Source organism: Glycomyces arizonensis DSM 44726 (assembly GCF_000482705.1).
GTDB lineage: Bacteria > Actinomycetota > Actinomycetes > Mycobacteriales > Micromonosporaceae > Glycomyces > Glycomyces arizonensis.
Map to the genome: position 1 here is coordinate 257,340 of NZ_AXWO01000002.1, position 20,292 is coordinate 277,631.

Sequence of the window (20,292 nt, forward strand, 5' to 3'; positions counted from 1 at the left end):
GCCGCGGTCCGGTCTCCGGCTACTGCGCCGCCCGCTGGCGGCCGGAGACGGCCGCGGCGGTGGCGGCCAGCGCCTTGACGCTGCGCCGCCGCAGCCGCGCGGCGACGCCGACGAACAGGCAGTCGACCACCATGAGCTGGGCGATGCGGCTCACCGTCGCCCCCGAGCGGTACGTCGTCTCGCGCGCGGCGGTGGTGAGCACGTGGTCGGCCACCGAGGCCAGCGGCGAGCGGGCGTGGTTGGTGATCGCCACCGTCGCCGAGCCGCGGGCCCGCGCCGCCTCCAGGAACTCGACGGTCTCCGTCGTCGCCCCCGAGTGCGAGATCCCCACGGCCGCGTCGTGGCTTCCCGCGAGCGCCGTGGCCACGAGCGCCGAGTGGACGTCGGGCCAGCAGAACGCGGTGCAGCCGATGCGGTGGAGCTTCTTGGTCAGGTCCGCGCCCACGATCCCGGAGGCCTCGACGCCGAAGACGTCGACGCGCCCGGCCGCGGCGAGCGCGGCGACGGCCGCTTCGCAGGCGTCGGTGTCGAGCGCGTCGGCGGTGTCGGTGATGGCGCCGACGTCGGCGTAGCTGACGGTGGCGATGACGCGGGCCATGTCGGCGCCGGTGGGGATGTCGCCCCCGGCGATCTCCCGGTCGGGGCCCTCGTCGGTCGAGATGACGGCCTGCGCGGCCCGCATCCGCAGCTCGCGGTGACCGGCCAGCCCGAGGGAGCGGCAGAACCGGACGACGGTGGCCTCCGAGGTCCCGGCGGCGCGCGCCAGCTCGGTGATGGTGCGCGTCGCGGTTGCCTCGGGTTCGCGGATGATCTCCTGGGCGACCTTCGTCTCGGCCTTCGACAGCGAGGGGAGGAGGGATTTGATGAGCACCAGGAGGTTCGGCGTGTCGGTGCGGCTGGCAGGCATGTGCTCACGGTACACCCGAAGCAACGGTACAATTCTTCACAAATCATGACTGCGATGAAATTTATCTTCACCGAGCTAGGCTCGCAACTGTGAGTGAGACGAGCGAGGACCGCGACGCGCACGCCGCATTGGCGACGCTGTCGACCGAACGAGCCGACCCCAGGTACGCCGCGATCGACCGGCTCGGGACCCTGGAATTGGCGCGGACCATGAACGAGGCCGACGCTACCGTGCCCGACGCGGTCGCCGCCGTCCTCCCCGAACTGGCCGACGCGATCGACGCCGTCGTCGAGCGCCTCGCCTCCGGCGGGCGCCTGCGCTACGTCGGCGCGGGCACCGCCGGGAGGGTCGCGGTCATGGACGCCGCCGAGTGCCCGCCGACGTTCTCCACTCCGCCCGAGCTCGTGGCGGCCATCCTCGCCGGCGGCAGGGCCGCCGAGGGCGGCGCCGTCGAGGGCACCGAGGACGACGCCGAGGCCGGGGCCGCCGCGATCGCGGCCGACGGCATCGGGCCCGCCGACGTCGTCGTCGGCCTGGCCGCCAGCGGCCGCACCCCGTTCGTCGTGGCCGCCGTCCGCGAGGCCCGCCGCCGCGGCGCCCTCACCGTCGGCCTGTCGTGCAACGCGGGGACCGTCCTGTCGGCCGAGGCCGAGCACGCGATCGAGGTCCGGGTCGGCACGGAGGTCGTCGCCGGGTCGACCCGGCTCAAGTCCGGGACGGCCCAGAAGCTCGTGCTCAACATGATCTCGACGATCACCATGGTCAGGCTCGGCAAGGTCTACCGCAACTACATGGTGGACATGCGGGTGCTCAACTCCAAGCTCGCCGACCGCGCCGTGCGCATGATCGGCGAGATCACCGGCGCCGACCGCCCCGCCGCCCAGGCGGCGCTCGCGTCGGCCGGGAACCGCATCAAGACCGCCGTGGTCATGATCGAGCTCGGCGTCGACGCGGCCGAGGCCGACCGGCGCCTGACCGAGGCCGACGGCCGCCTCGCCGCCGCGCTGACCGCCGACTCGGTGCAGCGGCACAGCGCCTGAGCGGCCACACATCTACACTGACGAGGTTATATCCTATAACTTATATCTATAATTTATATGCTATAGATTCCAAGGCTCAAGCGCCGGTGAGCCGCCGGTGCAGCTCCCGCCTCGCCGCCGCGTCGCGGGCGAAGCCGCGCCCGGCCAGCCACGCCGCGCCGCACACCGGCTCGGCCGCTGGCGCGACCGGCGTGCCGGGGAGGTCCTCGGCCAAGCGCTCCCGCAGGCCCAGCGCCACCGGCGTCGCCTCGATCAAGAGGCTCCCGGCCAGCACGATCGGGCGGCCCCGCTCGGCCACGGCCCCGGCCGTCGCCGCCAGGTGCCCGACCGCCCGGTCCACGATGTCCCGCGCGAGCGCGTCCCCGCCCTCGGCCGCCTCGCACACCACCGGGGCGAACCGCGCCAAGCGGACCGGCGACTCGGCCATGCAGCGCCCGATGACCGCCGCCGACGTGCGGTTCGGCGCCCCGATCGCGGCGATGACGGCCTGCGCCATCCAGCCGCCCGGCCCGTTTCCGTCCAAGTGCCGCAGCGTCGCCGCCACCGCCTCGCGCCCGAGCCAGAAGCCCGAGCCCTCGTCGCCCAGCAGCCACCCGTAGCCGTCCGACCGCCCGGCGATCTCGGTGTGCCCGCGCACCGCCAGCGCGACCGCGCCGGTCCCGGCGACGACGACCGCGCCGTCGGCCTCGTCCGTGCCCGCCGCGAAGGCGGTCACGGCGTCTGAGACGAACGACACCGGCGCCCCGACGCCGAGCGCGGCCCGCAGTTCGCCGCCGAAGTGCTCGGCGGCGCCGGGCATCGACAGCATCCCGGCCGCCCCCGCGCAGACCGCGCCGACCGCCTCGGGCCCGACCGGGCCGAGCGCGGCCGCGGCCGCATCGGCCATGCGCCGCAGCGCCGTGTCGGACTCCACGCCGACCATGTTGGCCGGGCCGGACTCGCCGGTGCCGAGGACCGCGCCGCCGGAGTCGGCGAGCAGCGCGCGCGTGCGCGTGCCTCCGGCGTCGATGCCGAGGAACAGAGGTGAATGCATGGGGGCCATTCTCTCCAAGAGCGGCGTGCCGGAGTGCGCGGCCCGGCCGCCTGTAAAAATAATTCTTGAGACCTTGACATTCTCGTCTTTCGAATAATAGTTTTTGTTCATACCCTTCGTGAGGGAGACCACACATGAGCCGAAGCATCGCCGACACGCCCGACGACGCCGTCCTCGTGCCGTCGGCCGCCGGTGTGCTCGACCGCATCCGCAGCCAGGCCGGCGAGTTCTCCGAGGCCCTGTCCAGAGTCGCCGAGCAGGTCCTCGCCGACCCCGAGGCCGCGGCGCACGCCACCATCATGGACCTCGCCGAACTCTCCGGCACCTCACCGGGCACCATCACCCGCTTCTGCCGCCACCTCGGCTACGACGGCTACGCGGCCCTGCGCGTCGCCATCGCCACCGAGACCGGCCGCGCCTCCGCCCGCTCAGAGACCGGCTGGGACGTCAACATCGGCCAGGAGATCGCCCCCGGCGACTCCCTCGACCGCGTCCTCAAGCAGCTCGTCACCGTCGACGCCGCCATGCTGCGCGACACCGTCGACACCCTCGACCTCGACGCCGTCGAACGCGTCGCCGCCAAGGTCGCATCGGCCCGGCGCGTCGACGTCTACGGCGTCGGCTCGAGCGCCATCGTCGCCCGCGAACTCCAGATGGGCTTCTACCGCACCGGCGTCGCCGCCTGGGCCTGGACCGAGGTCCACGACGCCCTCGCCAGCGCCGCCCTGCTCGGCGGCGACGACGTCGCCATCGCCGTCTCGCACTCCGGGGCCACCGCCGAGACGATCGAGATGCTCACCGAGGCCGCCAGCCGCGGCGCCTTGACCGTCGCCGTCACCGCCTGCCCCGACTCGCCCATCGCCGAGGTCGCCGACGTCGAACTGCTCTCGGCCGCCCGCCGCACCGGGTTCCGCGCCGACATGCTCGCCACCCGGCACTCGCAGCTGCTCGTCGCCGACCTGGTCCACATCGCCGTCGCGCAGCTGCGGTTCCCCGAGACGATGGAGGCGCTGGAATCACGCGCCAGGGCGGTCGTGGGCCACCGGCCCGCGCCACGAACCTGACGGAACACGGATCCGCCGTTCCGCAGGACCACACCGATCCACAAGAGAGCCCGAGGAGCAAGATCCCATGAGGAAGCCACCCACAACCCCCAACGTCAGCCGCCGCCGCCTCCTGGGGACCACCGCGGCCGGACTGGCGGCGACCTCGCTCGGCGCCTGCGCCACCAGCGGTGGCGACGACGACACCGAGGACGTCAGCGTCGGCGACGACGCCGAGAACCCCTTCGGCGTCGACGGCTCGGCACCGCTCGAAGTCGTCATCTTCGACGGCGGCTTCGGCAACGAGTACGCCGTCCAGCACGAGGAGATCTACAACCGCGCCTTCCCCGACGCCGAGATCAAGCACACGGCCACGCAGGCCATCGCCGAGACCCAGCAGCCGCGCTTCTCCCAGGGCGAGCCCTGCGACGTGCTCGACAACTCCGGCGCCCAGCAGATCCCGATGGACGCCCTCGTCACCGACGGCGAGCTCGCCGAGCTCACCCCGCTGCTGGAGGCCCCCTCCTATGACGACCCGAACGTCACCGTCCTCGACACCCTCCGCGACGGCGTTTTGACCGCCGGCACCTTCAACGGCAAGGTCTACGCGCTCAACTACGTGTTCTCCGCGTGGACGATCTGGTACGACGCGGCCCTGTTCCGCGAGAAGGGATGGACCCCGCCCGAGACGTGGGACCAGATGCTCGCCCTGTGCCCCGACATCCAGGCCGAGGGCATCGCGCCGTGGACCTACGCCGGGCAGCACCCGGTGTACCTCTACGACATGTTCCTCATGCTCGCCGGGCGCCACGGAGGCGTCCAGGTCCTCAAGGACATCGACGAACTCAAGCCCGACGCGTGGCACAACGCCTCGGTCGTGGCCGCCGCCGAGGCCATGTACGGGCTCTGGGAGGCCGGCTACATCCTCGACGGCACGCCGGGCATCGACCACATCCAGTCGCAGACGGCGTTCAACAACCACGAGGCCGCGTTCATCCCCGTCGGCTCCTGGCTCCCCAACGAGCAGAAGGGCATCGCGCCCGACGGCTTCGAGTACGCGCCGATGGGCGTGCCCTACCTCGAAGGCAGCGCGCAGCCCGGGCTCATCAGCGCCGGCGGCGACGAGCCGTTCGTGGTGCCCGAGAAGGCCGCCAACAAGCCCGGCGCCTACGAGTACCTGCGCATCATGCTCTCCCAGGAGGGCGCGCAGATCTTCGGCGACACCGTGCAGGCCGCGACCGTGGTCAAGGGCGTCGAGCTCGACAACCCGGCGGCGAAGATGACCGACGAGCTCGTCTCCAACCCCGAGGACCTGTTCCAGCCGCGGTTCCGCTTCTGGTACACGAAGATGAACGATGAGGTGCGGCCCGCGCTTGGGGCGCTCATGTCCGGTGAGAACACCCCCGAGGAGTTCATCGAGCGGATGCAGACCGTCGCGGACGAGACCGCCGCCGACGACAGCATCGAGAAGTTCCACCACGACGCGTAGGAGGAGGGCCTGAGGAGAGCGGACCGATCATGAGACACGGCAAGTACCCGTTCATCCTGAGCTTTCTGGCACTGCCGGTCGGGCTGTACGCCTGGCTGGTGCTGCTGCCGTTCGCCCAGGCCTTCCAGATCTCGTTCACCGACTGGAGCGGATCGTCGAACCAGTTCGAGTACATCGGGTTCGACAACTACGTCAATCTGTTCAAGGACGACCGCCTCGTCCTGCCGGCCCTGCGCAACACCGGGATCATCCTGGTGGTGCTGCCGGTCGTCACCATCGCGCTGGGCCTGTTCTTCGCGTTCATGCTCAACATCGGCGGGCGCTCGCGGCAGGGCCGCATCGAGGGCGTGCGCGGCTCGCGCTTCCACAAGATCGTCTTCTTCTTCCCGCAGGTGCTGTCGCTGGCGATCATCGGCATCCTCTGGAAGCAGGTGTACGCGCCCGAGAACTTCGGCGGACTCATCACCGGCGGGCTCGAGGCGTTCGGGCTGCCCTCGCCGGTCAACGGCTTCCTGGCGGACAAGCGCTTCGTCCTCGCCAGCGTCATCGCCGTCCTGGTGTGGAGCGCCGTCGGCTTCTACCTCGTGTTCTTCTCCTCGGCGATGGCCTCCATCCCGAGGGACCTCTACGAGGCGGGCATCGTCGACGGCGCCGGGCGCTTCCAGACGTTCTTCAGGATCACCCTGCCGCTGCTGTGGGAGTCGGTCCAGACCGCCTGGATCTACCTGTCGATCATCGCGCTCGACGTGTTCGTCCTGGTCTACATGATGACGCCCGGGAAGGGCGGCCCCGACGGCGCCAGCGAGGTCGTCGGCGGCGTCATCTGGAAGTACGCGTTCACCCACGGCGAGCAGGCCTTCGCCTCGGCGCTCGGCGTCGTCCTGTTCTTCGCCGCCCTGTCCCTGGCCGTCGTCTCGCTGCGGTTCGGGCGCCGCGAGCGGATCGAATTCTGAGGAGCGACCCCATGGCCACCCAGACCTCCATCGAGACCCGGAAGCCCCCCGCTCCGGCCGCGCCGACCCGCGAGCCCCGCCGCGAGGGCGCGGTCATGAACGTCTTCTCCCACGCCTTCCTGTGGCTGTGGGGGCTGATGGTCATCATCCCCGTCGTGTGGATCGTCCTGAGCTCGTTCAAGACGACCCGGGAGATCGCCGGCGACCCGCTCGGCCTGCCCGCGGCGCCGCAGTGGGACAACTACGCCAGCGCCTGGACGAACGGCAACATCGGCACCTACTTCATCAACACGCTCCAGGTCATGGTGTTCTCCATCAGCGGCACGATGCTGCTGGGCGCGATGGCCGCCTACGTCCTGGCGCGCTACGAGTTCCGCGGCAACCGGCTCGTCTACTTCGCCTTCGCCGGCGGCATGATGTTCCCGGTCTTCCTGGCGCTGTTCCCGCTGTTCAAGATCCTCGACAACGTCGGCATGCTCAACACCTACCCGGGCCTGATCCTCGTCTACATCGCCTATTCGCTGCCGTTCACGGTGTTCTTCCTGACCGCGTTCTTCCGGACGCTCCCCACCGGCGTGGCCGAGGCCGCCCTCATCGACGGCGCCGGGCACTACCGGCTGTTCTTCCAGGTCATGCTGCCTATGGCCAAACCCGGCCTGATCGCGATCACCATCTTCAACATCATCGGCCAGTGGAACCAGTTCCTGCTGCCGCTGGTGCTGATGAGCGACCCCGAGGACGCGGTGATCTCCCAGGGCCTGGCGAACCTGGCACTGCGCCAGGGCTACGAGGGCGATCAGGGAGCCCTGTTCGCCGGGACGGTGCTGGCGATGGTGCCGATCTTCATCGCCTACGTCATCTTCCAGCGCCAGATCCAGGCGGGACTGACCGCCGGAGCCATCAAGTGAGTCGCGCGGCATGAAAACCAAGTACTCGCTATAGCATATAGCTTATATCATATAATCTATACTGGATAAAATATAACTTATAACATATATTTTATATTCTATATCCTATAAGGTTCAGGTCACCGACCTGAATGAGCGGCGGCCGCCAGCCGGTGGCCGCCGCTCGTGCGCATGCTCCGCGCGTCCGGTCGCGCGGCGGGATCGCGGCGCCGAAATCGAAGTCGCCGTCGGTCTCCTCCGTGCGCCCGACGGCGCGCCGCCGCCAGGAGCGTTCGACCGTGTGCAGCGGCCACCGCCTCGTGTATTCGCCGCACGCGCGCTGCGGCGATTCGCTGTGTCCGCTGCCTCACCTCCACCCCGCCGTTGGGCGCACCGGGCACTAGCAGGCATAATCGAGAGGTTGCGCCCAGGCGCAGCGTTCTGCCGGGCTCAGACCCGGGCATGCAAAGCGAGTCGGCCCCAAGCGGCCGGCGTTGAGCAGTGAAAGGAATCAGTCTCGTGGCTGATCAACAGCAACAAGGCGGCAGGGACGGCGGTGACCGCGGCGGACGTGGCGGTCGCGGCGGTCGCGGTGGCCGTGACGGTCGCGGTCGCGACCGCGCGGAGAAGTCGCCGCACATCGAGCGCGTCGTCACCATCAACCGCGTGGCCAAGGTCGTCAAGGGCGGCCGCCGCTTCGCGTTCACCGCGCTCGTCGTCGTCGGCGACGGCGAAGGCAAGGTCGGCGTCGGCTACGGCAAGGCCAAGGAAGTCCCCGCGGCGATCGCCAAGGGCGTCGAAGAGGCCAAGAAGGCCTTCTTCGAGGTCCCGCGCATCGGCGGGACCATCCCGCACGAGGTCCTCGGCGAGGACGCCGCGGGCCAGGTGCTCCTCAAGCCCGCCTCCGCCGGTACCGGCGTCATCGCGGGCGGCCCCGTCCGCGCCGTCCTCGAGTGCGCCGGCGTGCACGACGTCCTGTCGAAGTCGCTCGGCTCGTCGAACGCGATCAACATCGTCCACGCGACGGTGGCCGCGCTCAAGCAGCTCGAGAGCCCGGAGGCCGTCGCGGCCCGCCGCGGCATGCCGCTGGAGGACATCGCTCCCCAGGGCCTGCTGCGCGCCCGCGCCGAGGCCGCTCAGGCCGCGCAGGCGTAAGGGGGATCGAAGACTCATGGCACGTTTGAAGATCACCCAGGTGAAGTCGGTGATCGGCGCCAAGCCGAAGCACCGGGCCACCATGCAGACGCTCGGTCTGCGCAAGATCCGCCAGACGGTCGTCAAGGACGACCGCCCGGAGTTCCGCGGCATGGTCCACAGTGTCCGCCACCTGGTCGAAGTCGAGGAGGTCGAGTAGTCATGGCGATCCGCATTCATGACCTGCAGCCCGCCCCCGGCGCCAAGAAGGCCAAGACCCGCGTCGGTCGCGGTGAAGGCTCCAAGGGCAAGACCGCCGGGCGCGGCACCAAGGGCACCAAGGCCCGCAAGAACGTCAAGCCCGGCTTCGAGGGCGGCCAGATGCCGCTCCAGGTGCGACTGCCGAAGCTCAAGGGCTTCAAGCCGCACAACCGGACCGTCTACCAGGTGGTGAACCTCGACCGTCTCGTCGAGCTCTTCCCCGACGGCGGCGAGATCGGCCCGGAGCGGCTCATCGAGGCCGGTGTGCTCAACAAGAAGGAGCTCATCAAGGTCCTCGGCTCCGGCGAGGTCGAAGGGGTCAAATTCGACCTCAAGGCCCACGCGTTCTCCGCCTCGGCCACCACCAAGGTCACCGCCGCCGGCGGCACGACCACGGTCGTGGACAAGAAGACCGGTGAGGCGCTCGGCGAGTAGCCTGCGCTGGGACCGAGCATACGGCCCCAGTGACGTCGGTCAATACGATCGGGACCGAACACGCGATCGGTGAAGCGGGCCGGAGGGAACTCCGGCCCGCTTCGTCATGGTGAATGCCGAATACTCAGCGTCCGTGCCCGCCTGCTAGGCTCCCGTAGCGGGGATCACCGTCTACCTCGGCGTGTGACCCTCGCTTGGAACTCAACACGCCCACTGGTAACCACGTCAGGTCCCGCCTCCAGCGGTCCTGCCGGGAGGCCCCTCCAAGGGGCTTGTTCAGGAGGAACTGCTTTGCTCTCCGCCTTCATAAGCGCGTTTCGGACCCCCGATCTGCGCAAGAAGATCCTGTTCACCTTGATGATCATCGCGCTGTATCGTCTGGGTGCGCAGATGCCGAGTCCCGGTGTCGACTACGCCGCGGTGCAGAGCTGCCTGAACGCCGCCCCCGACGACAGCTCGGGCGTGTTCGGCCTGTTGAACCTGTTCACCGGTGGAGCGCTCCTACAGCTGTCGGTCTTCGCCCTCGGCGTGATGCCCTACATCACCGCCTCGATCATCATGCAGCTGCTGACGGTCGTGATCCCGCGCCTGGAGCAGTTGCGCAAGGAAGGCCAGCCCGGCCAGGTCAAGATCACCCAGTACACCCGCTACCTGACGCTCGGCCTGGCGCTGCTCCAGGCCTCCGGGTACATCGCGCTCGCCCGCTCGGGCATCCTGTTCAACACCGAATGCCCCCAGCCGATCCTGCCCGACCTGTCCACCGGCGAGGCCGGGGCGCCGTACTGGCTCTCGGTCGTCACCGTCGTGGCCGTCATGGTCGCGGGCACCGCCATGATCATGTGGTTCGGCGAGCAGATCACCGAGCACGGCGTCGGCAACGGCATGAGCCTGCTGATCTTCGCCTCGATCGCCGCGCAGATGCCCGGCCAGTTCTGGGCCCTGAAGGAGTCCGAAGGCTGGTTCATGTTCGTCGCGATCCTCGCGGTCGGCCTGGCGATCATGGTCGCGGTCATCTTCATCGAGCAGTCCCAGCGGCGCATCCCCGTCCAGTACGCCAAGAAGATGATCGGGCGCCGCTCCTACGGCGGCACCTCCACCTACATCCCGCTCAAGGTCAACCAGGCCGGCATCATCCCGGTCATCTTCGGCTCGTCGCTGCTGTACATCCCGACGCTGTTCCTCCAGCTCAACCAGAACACCGACTCGTGGTGGGCGCAGTTCGTCGACCGGTACCTGATCAACCAGGGCTCGTGGGTCTACATCCTCGTCTACGCCACGCTCATCATCTTCTTCACCTACTTCTACGTGTCGATCACCTTCAAGGTCGACGACGTCGCCGAGAACATGAAGAAGGCCGGCGGCTTCATCCCCGGCGTGCGCCCGGGCAAGCCCACCGCCACCTACCTGGCGCGAGTCCTGTCACGCCTGACCTTCCCGGGCTCGCTCTACCTCGCCACGATCGCTATCCTTCCCAACCTGGCCATCATCGCGTTCGGCAACACACAGCTGTTCGCCCAGTTCCCACTGGGCGGCACCTCCGTGCTGATCATGGTCGGAGTCGGACTGGAGTCGGTCAAGCAGATCGAGTCCCAGCTGATGCAGCGCCATTACGAGGGCTTCCTGCGCTGACGCGGGCAGTGCCTCTGCGAAACACTGAGGAGCACACTTGCGACTGGTACTGGTTGGCCCGCCCGGGGCCGGTAAGGGAACCCAGGCGGAGGTCATCGCCGACGAGCTCGGCGTCCCGAAGATCTCCACCGGCGACATCTTCCGCGCCAACGTCTCCGGCGGCACGCCGCTCGGCCTGGAGGCCAAGCGCTACATGGACGCCGGCGACCTCGTGCCCGACGAGGTCACCAACAGGATGGTCGCCGACCGCCTGGCCCAGGACGACGCCCAGGGCGGCTTCCTGCTCGACGGCTACCCCCGCAACACCGAGCAGGCCGAAGTCCTCGACCGCCTGCTCGCCGAGCAGGGGCACGCACTCGACCTCGCCCTCGAGCTGACCGTCGCCGACGACGAGGTCGTCCGCCGCCTCTCGGGCCGCCGCGTCTCCAAGTCCACCGGCAAGGTCTACCACCTCGAATTCGACCCGCCCGAAGATCCCGAATCGCCGGACCTGTACCAGCGCTCGGACGACCAGCCCGAGACGATCAAGAACCGCCTCAAGGTCTACGCCGAGCAGACCGAGCCGATCATCGGCCACTACGAGGCGCAGGGCAAGCTCGTGCGCATCGACGCCGTCGGCGAGGTCGGCTCGGTCACCGATCGGGCCATGGCCGCCATCCGCGACCGCACCGCCGAGTAGCCGCCGTGTTCCGCCGTCGCCGCCAGAGCATCCAGTACAAGACCCCCGAGCAGATCGCCAAGATGCGCGAGGCGGGTCTGGTCGTCGCCGCGGTCCACCAGGCCATGCGCGAGGCCGCGAAGGCCGGGGTGTCGACGGCGGAACTCGACCGGATCGCCGAGGACGTCATCCGCTCCTCGGGCGCGGTCCCCTCGTTCAAGGGCTACGACATCGGCTTCGGCCCCTACCCGGCCTCGATCTGCTCCTCGGTCAACGAGCAGGTCGTCCACGCCATCCCCAGCGAGGACGCCGTCCTCGCCGAAGGCGACCTGATCTCGGTGGACGTCGGCGCCATCGTCGACGGCTGGCACGGCGACGCGGCCATCACCATCGAGGTCGGCCAGGTGGCCCCCGAACGCACCGCTCTCCGTGAGGCCTGCGAGGCGTCGATGTGGGCGGGGATCCGCGCCGCGGCCACCGTCCGGCGCCTCGGCGGCGTCTCCAACGCCATCGAGCGCGCCGTCGACGCCGCGGGGGAGTACGGAATCGTCACCGGCTTCGGCGGGCACGGCATCGGCACCGAGATGCACCAGGATCCGCACATCCTCAACTACGGGCCCCCGAACGAGGGGCCGAAGCTCCGCGCGGGCATGGCCCTGGCCATCGAGCCGATGATCACCCTCGGCGAGCCGGACACCGCCGAACTCGAGGACGGCTGGACCATCGTCACCGACGACGGCTCGGCCGCGGCCCACACTGAGCACACGATCGCGCTGTGCGAGGACGGCGTGTGGGTTCTGACGGCGCCCGACGGCGGCGTGGAGCAGCTCGGTGAGCTGGCCGCGAGCGCGGCTCGCAATGGTTGACGGCACGATGCCATAATGACGTCATGAATGACGACCGGGGCAGGCTGCGGATCTCGAACGACGACCGCGACAACGCGATCGAGCAGCTCCAGAGCGCACTCGACGAGGGGCGCATCGACCTCGCCGAATTCGACGAGCGCTCCAAGACGGCCTATGAGGCGAAGACCAACGCCGAACTCGACCTGATCTTCGAGGACCTCCCGGTCGGCCGCGACGACGGCAAGGCCGTCCAGCAGGCCGAGCCGGCCCCCGCCGATGGCACCGCGTCCGCCGAAGAGGACGACGACCACCGCATATCCGGTCTGTCGCGCGCCATGATCTGGGTCGCCTGCACGACCATCCCGGTCTGGTTGTACGTCATGATCGAAACGGGCGAGACGCAGGGATTCTGGCCGCTGTGGCCGCTGCTGACCCTCGGAGGGGTCACGATGGCCCGGAGACTGACCGGCGACGACGGGCGCCCCCGACGTCGGGACCGCCGCCGAGATCGCCGCCGGGATCGCCGCCGCTACTGATCGAGTGCGAATGACATACTGATTCCGTGAGTGAAGACCAAGGAAAGCTTCGGATCTCGAACGCCGATCGGGACGAAGCGGTTGCCCTCCTCAAGCAGGCCCTCGACGAAGGACGCCTCGATCTGTCCGAGTTCGACAGCCGCTCGCAGGCGGTATACGAGGCGAAGACCAACGCCGAGCTCGACCTGATCTTCGAGGACCTCCCGGTGACCCGGGATCTCGGCCGGACGCTGGAGCGCACCCAGGCGGCCGCCCAGCCCGCCGCCTACACCGGTGAGCGGAGCGCGGAGGAGCGCGAAGCCGACGGGCAGCGACACGGCGCACCGGCCATCGCCCACTGGCTGATCTGGGTCGGCACCATCACCATGACGGTCTACGTCGTCTCGAACCTCACCTCCGACGACCCGGAATGGGGCAACTTCTGGCCCGCGTTCCCGATCGGCATCCTCCTCGCCATCACGATCGCCTCCTGGCTGTCCGACCGCATCAGCCGCGATTGACCGACACCCATCCCGAATTAGGAGCCCACATGTCCGCTCTGGAGCGTTACGGCGATCGCAGCCTGCGGATCGGCGACGCCGAACGCACCGCGCTGTCCGAGCTGCTCAGGTCCTCCGTCGACCGCGGCTATCTGACCCTTGAGGAGTACGAGAAGCGCGTCGGCGTCCTCATGGAGGCCAAGACCCTCGGCGACGCCGAGGAGGTGCTCGACGACCTGCCGACCTACCAGCAGATCCTCGACGCCAACGAGCCCGATTCGCTCGGCACGCCGCCGTGGGTCAAGTGGCTGTGGTTCGGCATCTCGATCCCGATCGGCATCAACCTCGGCGTGTGGCTGATCCTGCTGGGGACCGTGGGGCCGGTGTACTTCTGGCCGGTGTGGGTCATCGTGCCGCTGCTGGTGGTCGCTGGATCGCTGACCGTGGCGGAGCGCACGATCATGCGCCCGGCCGAAGAGAAGCGCCGCCGCGAGCGCAGGCAGCGCCAAAGGTACCGCCGGTGACCCGTGGATCGCACCGGCCCGGACCGTAAGCGGAGCATGAAGCTCCTTTCATGAAGAAGATCGGCATGTACCTACCGGACGAGCTCGACGCCGCGCTCCGAGAGGCTGGCGACTCGTACGGGCAAGAGCCGTTCGGCATTCGTGCGCGAGGCCATCGCCCGTTACACCGAAAGGCATAGGGGCGCCAAGGGCGCCGAATGAATCGGCGGTCGCCCGATCCCGCATCGGGCGACCGCCGGCTCTCAACGGGTGTTGAGTCCTATGCGGGCCGAAGCCCAGCCAGCACCTCGGCGTAGTGCGGGTTGCGCATGACGCCGAGGGCGTTCCCGAACGGGTCGCGGACGGCGGCGCCGACGAAGCCCTCGCCGAAGTCGCGCGGCGCGTGGAGTTCCTTCGCGCCCAAGGCGAGCAGCCGCTCGAAGGCGGCTTCGACGTCGTCGACGTGGCAGTAGACGATCGGGCCGGAAGGCGGGCTGTCGGGGGAGGGGTCGAGACCGAGCTGCGGTGCGAACCTGGCGTCGAGGATGCCCAGCTCGTGCTGGTAGTCGCCGAAGCGGAACTCGACATAGACGCCGTCGCGATCGAAGTACGGCTCGGTACCGAGGACCTCGGTGTACCACGCCTTGGCGGCGGGCACGTCGGCGGCGATGAGCGTAGTGGTCGTGAAACCGTGCAGCATGGTTCTCCTTGAAGTGGTGCGTTGTCGCGCGTCCAACACTATTGCCCGCCTCCGACAAGACAGGTCGGCCGGCTCAACGGACCTCAACGCCGGACGCCTGGAAATGCAGAAGGCCCACGGGAGTCCCCTGGGGCCTTGAGGACTGGGGTGGTCGACGGGGCTTGCCCTGCCAAGGGCGCTTCGCGCGGCGACCTCCTGGACCACGGTCAGGCGCTTGGAGACGCAGAAAACCCCGCAGTCTCCTGCGGGGCTTCCTTCACTGGGGTGATCGACGGGGCTTGAACCCGCGACCTCCTGGACCACAACCAAGCGCTCTACCAGCTGAGCTACGACCACCATGTCGGTTCTGAAGGCAATCTCCTTCAACCGCCGACAATCATAGCCAGAGCCGGGCCCATTCCGTCAACCGGGTTCGGTGTTCGCCGTCTCAGCCGCTATGCCGCGTCGCCGACATCGCCGATGTCCGCCGCGGCCTGCTTCGCCTCGTCCGATGACGGGCCGGGCAGCGGTACGAACACCGTCCGGCGGTAGTACTCGAGTTCCCCGATGCTCTCCTTGATGTCCGCCAGCGCCCGGTGCGCGAGGCCCTTCGGCGGCTGGTTGTAGTACACGCGCGGGTACCACCGCCGGGCCAGCTCCTTGATCGAGGAGACGTCGATCATCCGGTAGTGCAGGTGGTCGTCCAGCCGCGGCATGTACTTGGTGATGAACGTCCGGTCGGTCGCGATCGAGTTCCCGCACAGCGGTGCCGTGCGCGCCTCGGGCACATACTGCTTGACGTACTCCAGCACCGCGTCCTCGGCCTGCTCCAGCGTCGTCTTCGAGGCCCTGACCTCTTCGGTGAGCCCGGACTTGGCGTGCATGTCGGTCACCACGGGTCCCATGGCGTCGAGCAGGGCCGGATCGCAGCCGATGACGATGTCGAGCCCGCCGTCCAGAGGGGTGAGGTCCGGCTCGGTGACGAGTGCGGCGATTTCGATGAGGGCTTCGGTCTCCGGGTCGAGGCCGGTCATTTCGCAGTCGACCCACACTAGGCGTTCTCCAGTCACCAGGACAACTCTACGCGCAACCGACCCGGATAGTGATCTTCGTCGAGACGGGGCCCACCGGCCCGCATGGGGTCCGTGTCCGGATCACGAGTCGAACACTCGTAGCGACGAATGGAGAACGCTCTGTGCCGGACATCCGACCCCTGGTGGCCCGAAAAGGTGTTGCTCGTCACGGCTACGGTCCGCTATGGTGCAGGCATCAGAGCGTCGTCGCCTGTGCGGTCGACATCGCAGTGATAGGGACCGCATTGAGATTATCTCTCAACGTTTTCCAGGTAACGCGCGTGTACCCCTATAGATTGAAGGTTTGCGATGAAGCAGGCCGGGAAATACCGTGACCAGGGCCAAGGGCCATACGGCCTCACCTGAGGCAAAGTGATCCGCGTCTCACAGGCATCATGAACGGTCCGTACCCCCGTATCGGGAACAGGAGCCGTGAACGAGACCTTCTGAGGAGGGCCAGGTTACCGGGTCGGTGCGGCGGCCCTCCAAGGGCCTCCGGCGAGCATCGGTTTTGTAACCGTGGTGTATCGAACACTTGGACACGGAATTCCACGCAACGAAGCGGTCGTTGTAACTGGTACACCGTTCACGCGGTGTCGGGGGACGAGGAAGCTGGAGGAGACCTTGAGCGTGGAGACTACGACTACACCCACCCTCACCACCGAAGAGGTCGCTGAGGAGCGAGATCTGGTAGGTGTGTACCTGCACGAGATCTCGAAGACGCCGTTGCTTGACGCGGCCGCAGAGGTCGACCTGGCCAAGGCCGTCGAGGCCGGCCTGTTCGCCAAGCACCTGCTCGGCGAAGGCGAGACCATTTCGGGGGCGAGCGAGAAGGATCTGAAGCGCCTGGTGGAGGACGGCGCACGAGCCAAGGAGCAGTTCATCAAAGCGAACCTGCGCCTGGTCGTGTCGATCGCCCGCCGCTACGTCCGCTCCGGGATGCCCATGCTGGACCTGATCCAGGAGGGCAACACCGGCCTGGTCCGCGCCGTCGAGAAATTCGACTACCAGCGCGGATTCAAGTTCTCGACCTATGCGACCTGGTGGATCCGCCAAGCCATCAGCCGCGCGATCGCGCAGCAGGAGCGGACGGTCCGCCTGCCGGTCCACCTGGTCGAGGACGTCAACCGGATGCGCAACGTCACCCGTCAGCTCACCCGTGAGCTGGGCGGCGACCCCGAGCCCGATCAAGTTGCGAAGGCACTCGGCGTCACCGTCGAGCGGGTCAACGAGCTCATCCGATGGAGCCAGGACACGGTCTCTCTCGACACGCCGATCGGCGACGACGGCGACACCAACCTCGGCGACCTGGTCGCCGATTCCGACGAGCCGAGCCCTGAGGACGTCGTGCTCGCCGGTATGGAGCGTCAGCGCATCGAGATGATGCTCAACCACCTCGACGAGCGCTCGGCGGGGATCGTCAAGGCCCGATACGGGCTCGAAGACGGCCGCGAGCACTCGCTGACCGAGGTCGCCCACCGGTTCCACCTGTCGCGCGAACGCATCCGGCAGCTGGAGATCCAGGCGCTGGCTCGCCTGAAGGAGCTGGCCAACGACCAAGTCATGGCGGAAGCGGCTTGACTGCGTAGGCGATAGGGACGACAAACGCGAACGGCGGGCCGGGGCGAAAGCCCCGGCCCGCCGTTCGCGTGCCGCCGTGCCGCGACAATCTTATATTATATATCCTATAAGGGGGGAAGTGTGTAGAGTATATCTTATAGGATATAAAATATACCTGCTTGTAGATTATATGATATAAGTTATAGAATATATGGCTCGGTCAAACCCTGCGGTAGCCGTCTATGGACATCATGTCGATGTCGGAGATCTTCACGACGTCGCCGGTGTGCGGGGCGTGGATGACCTGGCCCTCGCCTATGTAGATGGCCACGTGGCCGATTCCGGCGTAGAACACCAGGTCGCCGGGGCGCAGGTCGTCGCGGCCGATCTCGGCGGTCTCGCTCCAGATCGCCGACGTCGAGTGGGTCACCGACACCCCCGAGACGGCGTAGGCGCCCTGGACCAGGCCCGAGCAGTCCCACGTGTCGGGGCCCGCCGCGCCGAAGACGTACGACTCGCCGAGCTGGTCGTAGGCGAACTCGACGGCCGCAGTGGCCGCGTCGGAGCTGTAGTTCGCGGTCGCGGAGCCGCCGGACCCACTGGAGCCGCTCGAATCCGTTTCCGCCTCGGCCTCCGCCTCCGCGGCAGCCGCCGCGGCGGCCTCCTCTTCCTCGGCGGCCTCCTGCGCCGCGTCCTCGGCCTCGCCGATCCGCTCGTCGAGCTCGGCGATGTCCGCCTCGGCGGCGTCGATCTCGGTCCCGAGCGCCTCGGCCTCCGCGGAGGCCGCCTGCGCCCGGTCGAAGGACTCGGACTGCTCTCTGGCGAAGCCGACCAGCGACGACATCTTCGCCCCCAGGTTCTCCTCGGCCGCGTCGACGACCAAGGTCACCTGGTCGAGCTGCGCGTCGGTGGAGCCGTACTCGGTCTCTGCCGCGTCGACGACCGCCTGCGCGGAGACGAGCCGCCGCTCGAGCACCGCGAGGCGGTCGGCGGTGTCGTCGCGCTCGGACTCGAGCTCCTCGACGTGGTCCTCGATCTCAGCCGAGGTCGCCTCGTCGAGGTCGATGTCGTCCGTCTCGGCCGCCTCCGCGGGTGAGGCCGCGAAGACGGCCGCGGCTCCGGCCGTGACGACACTGACGCCCGCGTAGACGGCGGTGCGGCGGATGACAGCGCTTGTGCGTGAAGGTTGTTCAATTGCTGAGCACGCTCGATGCACGAGTGGCCTTTCTTCCTCGGCCGCCTACCGGGTTAGCTGTCGGGTTCGGGCTGGGAAGGGCGCCCTACCCGTCCAGGACAGGGCCCTGGGCGGGATTCACCCCGGCGTCGAGAGGAAGGAAGGGGGCGGCGTCATGCGCGCCCCCGGACGCGGTGGGTTCCCGGTCTGCGCAGTGGCGAGGACGGAACCGGAGGGAGCAGGCTCGACGCTCACGTGCGCGCAGTTCGGCGGTCCGGTCGGGTGGGCCTCTGGGGGAGGCCCTGACGTCCCGTCCGGAACGGCCACGACGCTAGCCGACCGCGCCACCACTGCCAAGCGCCCTGTGAAATGTTCCATAAACCGGTAACGGACAGCGAGGACGCCCTGGCGGATAGGGTCTCTATCCTGCGGTTCCGTGTGCGAGGCCGGTGCGGTCAGAAACTGCGCAGCGACGCCGGAGGCGGCGGCGAGGCGCTCGCCTTCGCGTCGGTGGCGGGCACGGCGCCCCCGATGTACTCCTCGAGTTCGGAGCCTTCGAGGACGCGGCACGGGAACGGCGCCCCCGCGCAGCGGCGGCGCAGCCGGTCGACCGGCAGCTCCACGTCGGCCGCCACCGCCACGACGTTGCCGAAGCGGCGCCCGCGCAGCACCGCGGGCTCGGCCATGACCGCGACGTGGTCCCACACCGAGCCCATCGCCGCCAGTGCGGGCTTGAGGAACCGCATCCGGCCCCCGTCGCACAGGTTCACCGCGTAGTGCCCGCCCGCGCGCAGCACCCGCCGCGCGTGGCCGAGGAACTCGACGGTCGTGACGTGCGCGGGCACGCGGGCCCGGTCGTAGACGTCGGTGACGATGAGCTCGTAGCTCCCATCGGGCGCGGCCTCGAGCGCCTCCCGGGCGTCGGCGTGGCGGATCTTGACCTTCACGCGCCGCGGCAGCGGCGCCTCGGCGCGCACGAGCGCCACCAGCTCGGTGTTGGTCTCCACCGCCTGCTGGTACGACCCGGGTCGCGTCGCGGCGACGTAGCGGGCCATCGCCAGAGCGCCGGCCCCCAAGTGCAGCACCCGCAGCGGCCGTCTCGGCTCGGCGGCCGCGTCGACGAGGTAGGAGATGCGCTGCATGTACTCGGCGTCGAGGTGCGAGGGGTCGTCGAGGTCGATGGTGGCCTGGACGACCTCGTCGGCCACCAGGTGCAGCAGGCTCGGGCGGTCGGGGTCGGCGTCGAAGCGGATCGCGTCCGGCACGGCTAGGCCGTCCCGGTTCGGGGGAGTGCGGATTTCACGGCCCTATTGTGCCCGACGGCCCCCGCTCGGCCTGGAACCGCGCGGAGGCGGCGATGTGCGCGATGCGCCGCAGCGTCGCGACCACGGTCTCTCCCAGGAGCGTGGTGACCACGGTCTGCTCGACGTCGACGCCGCCGTCTCCGGCGGCCTCGACGATCGACTCCATGTCCGCCGACGCGAGCTGCGTGGCCGCGTCGGCCCAGTGGGTCAGCACCTCGCCCAGATCGGAGTTCCCGAGCCGGAAGTAGGCCGTCAGCGACGTGATGAGCGCGTCGCGGTACATGGGCGGCGTGACCTCGGCCCAGTCGTAGGCGGCGAGCAGCCGGTCGACGGCCCGCTCCGCCCGCTCGACGGCGTCCTCGCTGGCCAGCGAGAACTTCGGCTCCCGGTGCGTGGCGGCCAGCGTGGCGCCCATCGCCTGGAACGCCGACTCGGAGTGTCGCGACAGGACGGTGAGGACCTCGCCGATCTGGGCCACCGACAGGCCCGCCGTCTCTGAGAGCGCGCGGATGAGCATGAGCCGGTGGACGTGCAGCGGCCCGTACTCCACGACGTTGCCCTCGCCGTGCTCGCCCGGCGGGAGCAGGCGCTCGCGCAGGTAGAACTTGATCGTGGCGGCAGGTACGCCCGTCCGCTCCGCCAGTTCCCCGATTCGCATAAGACGGAGTCT

General features: G+C 68.9%; 23 protein-coding genes, 1 tRNA gene and 1 riboswitch. Of the genes, 16 read left to right on the top strand and 8 right to left on the bottom strand.

Annotated elements, in window-relative coordinates:
• Positions 1 to 19 precede the first annotated feature (19 nt).
• Entirely contained in the window at positions 20 to 940 is a 921-nt protein-coding gene (locus H613_RS0103925; RefSeq protein WP_439330235.1) for a MurR/RpiR family transcriptional regulator, read from the bottom strand.
• 56 nt (positions 941 to 996) lie between these two features.
• Here H613_RS0103925 and murQ point away from each other — a divergent pair, with 56 nt between their 5' ends.
• Positions 997 to 1,947, top strand: coding sequence for an N-acetylmuramic acid 6-phosphate etherase (gene murQ, locus H613_RS24230; protein WP_084546314.1), 951 nt, complete (start codon positions 997 to 999; stop codon positions 1,945 to 1,947).
• 76 nt (positions 1,948 to 2,023) lie between these two features.
• Here murQ and H613_RS0103935 read toward each other — a convergent pair whose 3' ends face one another.
• Positions 2,024 to 2,980, bottom strand: coding sequence for an N-acetylglucosamine kinase (locus H613_RS0103935; RefSeq protein ID WP_035736132.1), 957 nt, complete (start codon positions 2,978 to 2,980; stop codon positions 2,024 to 2,026).
• A gap of 134 nt (positions 2,981 to 3,114) precedes the next feature.
• On the opposite strand from H613_RS0103935, the gene H613_RS0103940 reads away from it, so the two are divergent.
• From H613_RS0103940 to H613_RS32760, 14 genes are all read left to right on the top strand, one after another.
• Positions 3,115 to 4,044 carry a MurR/RpiR family transcriptional regulator gene (locus H613_RS0103940; RefSeq protein WP_026922782.1) on the top strand — a complete coding sequence of 310 codons (930 nt, stop codon included), beginning with the start codon at positions 3,115 to 3,117 and terminating at the stop codon, positions 4,042 to 4,044.
• Positions 4,045 to 4,111: 67 nt separating this feature from the next.
• The gene (ngcE, locus tag H613_RS0103945) at positions 4,112 to 5,512 is read left to right on the top strand and encodes an N-acetylglucosamine/diacetylchitobiose ABC transporter substrate-binding protein (protein WP_026922783.1); all 1,401 of its coding nucleotides are present in this window, start codon (positions 4,112 to 4,114) and stop codon (positions 5,510 to 5,512) included.
• 29 nt (positions 5,513 to 5,541) lie between these two features.
• Positions 5,542 to 6,465, top strand: a complete 924-nt coding sequence (locus H613_RS0103950; RefSeq protein WP_026922784.1) for a carbohydrate ABC transporter permease — start codon at positions 5,542 to 5,544, stop codon at positions 6,463 to 6,465.
• A gap of 11 nt (positions 6,466 to 6,476) precedes the next feature.
• Complete coding sequence (locus tag H613_RS24235) at positions 6,477 to 7,373, top strand: carbohydrate ABC transporter permease (protein WP_051392912.1); 897 nt, start codon at positions 6,477 to 6,479, stop codon at positions 7,371 to 7,373.
• 498 nt (positions 7,374 to 7,871) lie between these two features.
• Positions 7,872 to 8,507 (top strand): 30S ribosomal protein S5, encoded by a 636-nt coding sequence (gene rpsE / locus H613_RS0103960; protein WP_026922785.1) that lies wholly within the window; start codon positions 7,872 to 7,874, stop codon positions 8,505 to 8,507.
• Between the two features lie 16 nt (positions 8,508 to 8,523).
• Complete coding sequence (rpmD, locus tag H613_RS0103965; RefSeq protein ID WP_026922786.1) at positions 8,524 to 8,706, top strand: 50S ribosomal protein L30; 183 nt, start codon at positions 8,524 to 8,526, stop codon at positions 8,704 to 8,706.
• 2 nt (positions 8,707 to 8,708) lie between these two features.
• On the top strand, positions 8,709 to 9,182 hold the full coding sequence (rplO, locus tag H613_RS0103970; RefSeq protein WP_026922787.1) for a 50S ribosomal protein L15: 474 nt from the start codon (positions 8,709 to 8,711) through the stop codon (positions 9,180 to 9,182).
• Positions 9,183 to 9,473: 291 nt separating this feature from the next.
• The gene (gene secY / locus H613_RS0103975; RefSeq protein WP_026922788.1) at positions 9,474 to 10,811 is read left to right on the top strand and encodes a preprotein translocase subunit SecY; all 1,338 of its coding nucleotides are present in this window, start codon (positions 9,474 to 9,476) and stop codon (positions 10,809 to 10,811) included.
• A 37-nt stretch (positions 10,812 to 10,848) separates the two neighbouring features.
• Positions 10,849 to 11,490 (top strand): adenylate kinase, encoded by a 642-nt coding sequence (locus tag H613_RS0103980; protein WP_026922789.1) that lies wholly within the window; start codon positions 10,849 to 10,851, stop codon positions 11,488 to 11,490.
• Between the two features lie 5 nt (positions 11,491 to 11,495).
• Positions 11,496 to 12,335 carry a type I methionyl aminopeptidase gene (map, locus tag H613_RS0103985; RefSeq protein WP_026922790.1) on the top strand — a complete coding sequence of 280 codons (840 nt, stop codon included), beginning with the start codon at positions 11,496 to 11,498 and terminating at the stop codon, positions 12,333 to 12,335.
• 23 nt (positions 12,336 to 12,358) lie between these two features.
• Positions 12,359 to 12,850 carry a DUF1707 SHOCT-like domain-containing protein gene (locus tag H613_RS28875; RefSeq protein WP_026922791.1) on the top strand — a complete coding sequence of 164 codons (492 nt, stop codon included), beginning with the start codon at positions 12,359 to 12,361 and terminating at the stop codon, positions 12,848 to 12,850.
• 26 nt (positions 12,851 to 12,876) lie between these two features.
• Positions 12,877 to 13,350 carry a DUF1707 SHOCT-like domain-containing protein gene (locus H613_RS28880; protein ID WP_026922792.1) on the top strand — a complete coding sequence of 158 codons (474 nt, stop codon included), beginning with the start codon at positions 12,877 to 12,879 and terminating at the stop codon, positions 13,348 to 13,350.
• A 29-nt stretch (positions 13,351 to 13,379) separates the two neighbouring features.
• Positions 13,380 to 13,853, top strand: coding sequence for a DUF1707 SHOCT-like domain-containing protein (locus tag H613_RS28885; RefSeq protein ID WP_026922793.1), 474 nt, complete (start codon positions 13,380 to 13,382; stop codon positions 13,851 to 13,853).
• A 105-nt stretch (positions 13,854 to 13,958) separates the two neighbouring features.
• Positions 13,959 to 14,054, top strand: a complete 96-nt coding sequence (locus H613_RS32760; RefSeq protein ID WP_084546350.1) for a ribbon-helix-helix protein, CopG family — start codon at positions 13,959 to 13,961, stop codon at positions 14,052 to 14,054.
• A 58-nt stretch (positions 14,055 to 14,112) separates the two neighbouring features.
• On the opposite strand, the gene H613_RS0104005 is transcribed toward H613_RS32760, so the two are convergent.
• The 3 genes from H613_RS0104005 to orn all read right to left on the bottom strand — a co-directional run bounded on the left by H613_RS0104005 (position 14,113) and on the right by orn (position 15,581).
• Positions 14,113 to 14,532, bottom strand: a complete 420-nt coding sequence (locus H613_RS0104005) for a VOC family protein (RefSeq protein ID WP_026922794.1) — start codon at positions 14,530 to 14,532, stop codon at positions 14,113 to 14,115.
• Between the two features lie 260 nt (positions 14,533 to 14,792).
• Positions 14,793 to 14,868 (bottom strand) — tRNA-His (locus tag H613_RS0104010).
• Positions 14,869 to 14,966: 98 nt separating this feature from the next.
• The gene (gene orn / locus H613_RS0104015; protein ID WP_084546317.1) at positions 14,967 to 15,581 is read right to left on the bottom strand and encodes an oligoribonuclease; all 615 of its coding nucleotides are present in this window, start codon (positions 15,579 to 15,581) and stop codon (positions 14,967 to 14,969) included.
• Between the two features lie 627 nt (positions 15,582 to 16,208).
• Here orn and H613_RS0104020 point away from each other — a divergent pair.
• Complete coding sequence (locus tag H613_RS0104020; protein WP_026922796.1) at positions 16,209 to 17,165, top strand: sigma-70 family RNA polymerase sigma factor; 957 nt, start codon at positions 16,209 to 16,211, stop codon at positions 17,163 to 17,165.
• Positions 17,166 to 17,364: 199 nt separating this feature from the next.
• Here H613_RS0104020 and H613_RS28890 read toward each other — a convergent pair whose 3' ends face one another.
• The 3 genes from H613_RS28890 to H613_RS24260 all read right to left on the bottom strand — a co-directional run bounded on the left by H613_RS28890 (position 17,365) and on the right by H613_RS24260 (position 20,280).
• Positions 17,365 to 18,360 carry a C40 family peptidase gene (locus H613_RS28890; protein WP_051392913.1) on the bottom strand — a complete coding sequence of 332 codons (996 nt, stop codon included), beginning with the start codon at positions 18,358 to 18,360 and terminating at the stop codon, positions 17,365 to 17,367.
• 6 nt (positions 18,361 to 18,366) lie between these two features.
• Positions 18,367 to 18,548: riboswitch (cyclic di-AMP (ydaO/yuaA leader) on the bottom strand.
• A 225-nt stretch (positions 18,549 to 18,773) separates the two neighbouring features.
• Complete coding sequence (locus H613_RS0104030; RefSeq protein ID WP_026922797.1) at positions 18,774 to 19,583, bottom strand: spermidine synthase; 810 nt, start codon at positions 19,581 to 19,583, stop codon at positions 18,774 to 18,776.
• A gap of 34 nt (positions 19,584 to 19,617) precedes the next feature.
• On the bottom strand, positions 19,618 to 20,280 hold the full coding sequence (locus H613_RS24260) for a MerR family transcriptional regulator (RefSeq protein WP_035736151.1): 663 nt from the start codon (positions 20,278 to 20,280) through the stop codon (positions 19,618 to 19,620).
• Positions 20,281 to 20,292 lie beyond the last annotated feature (12 nt).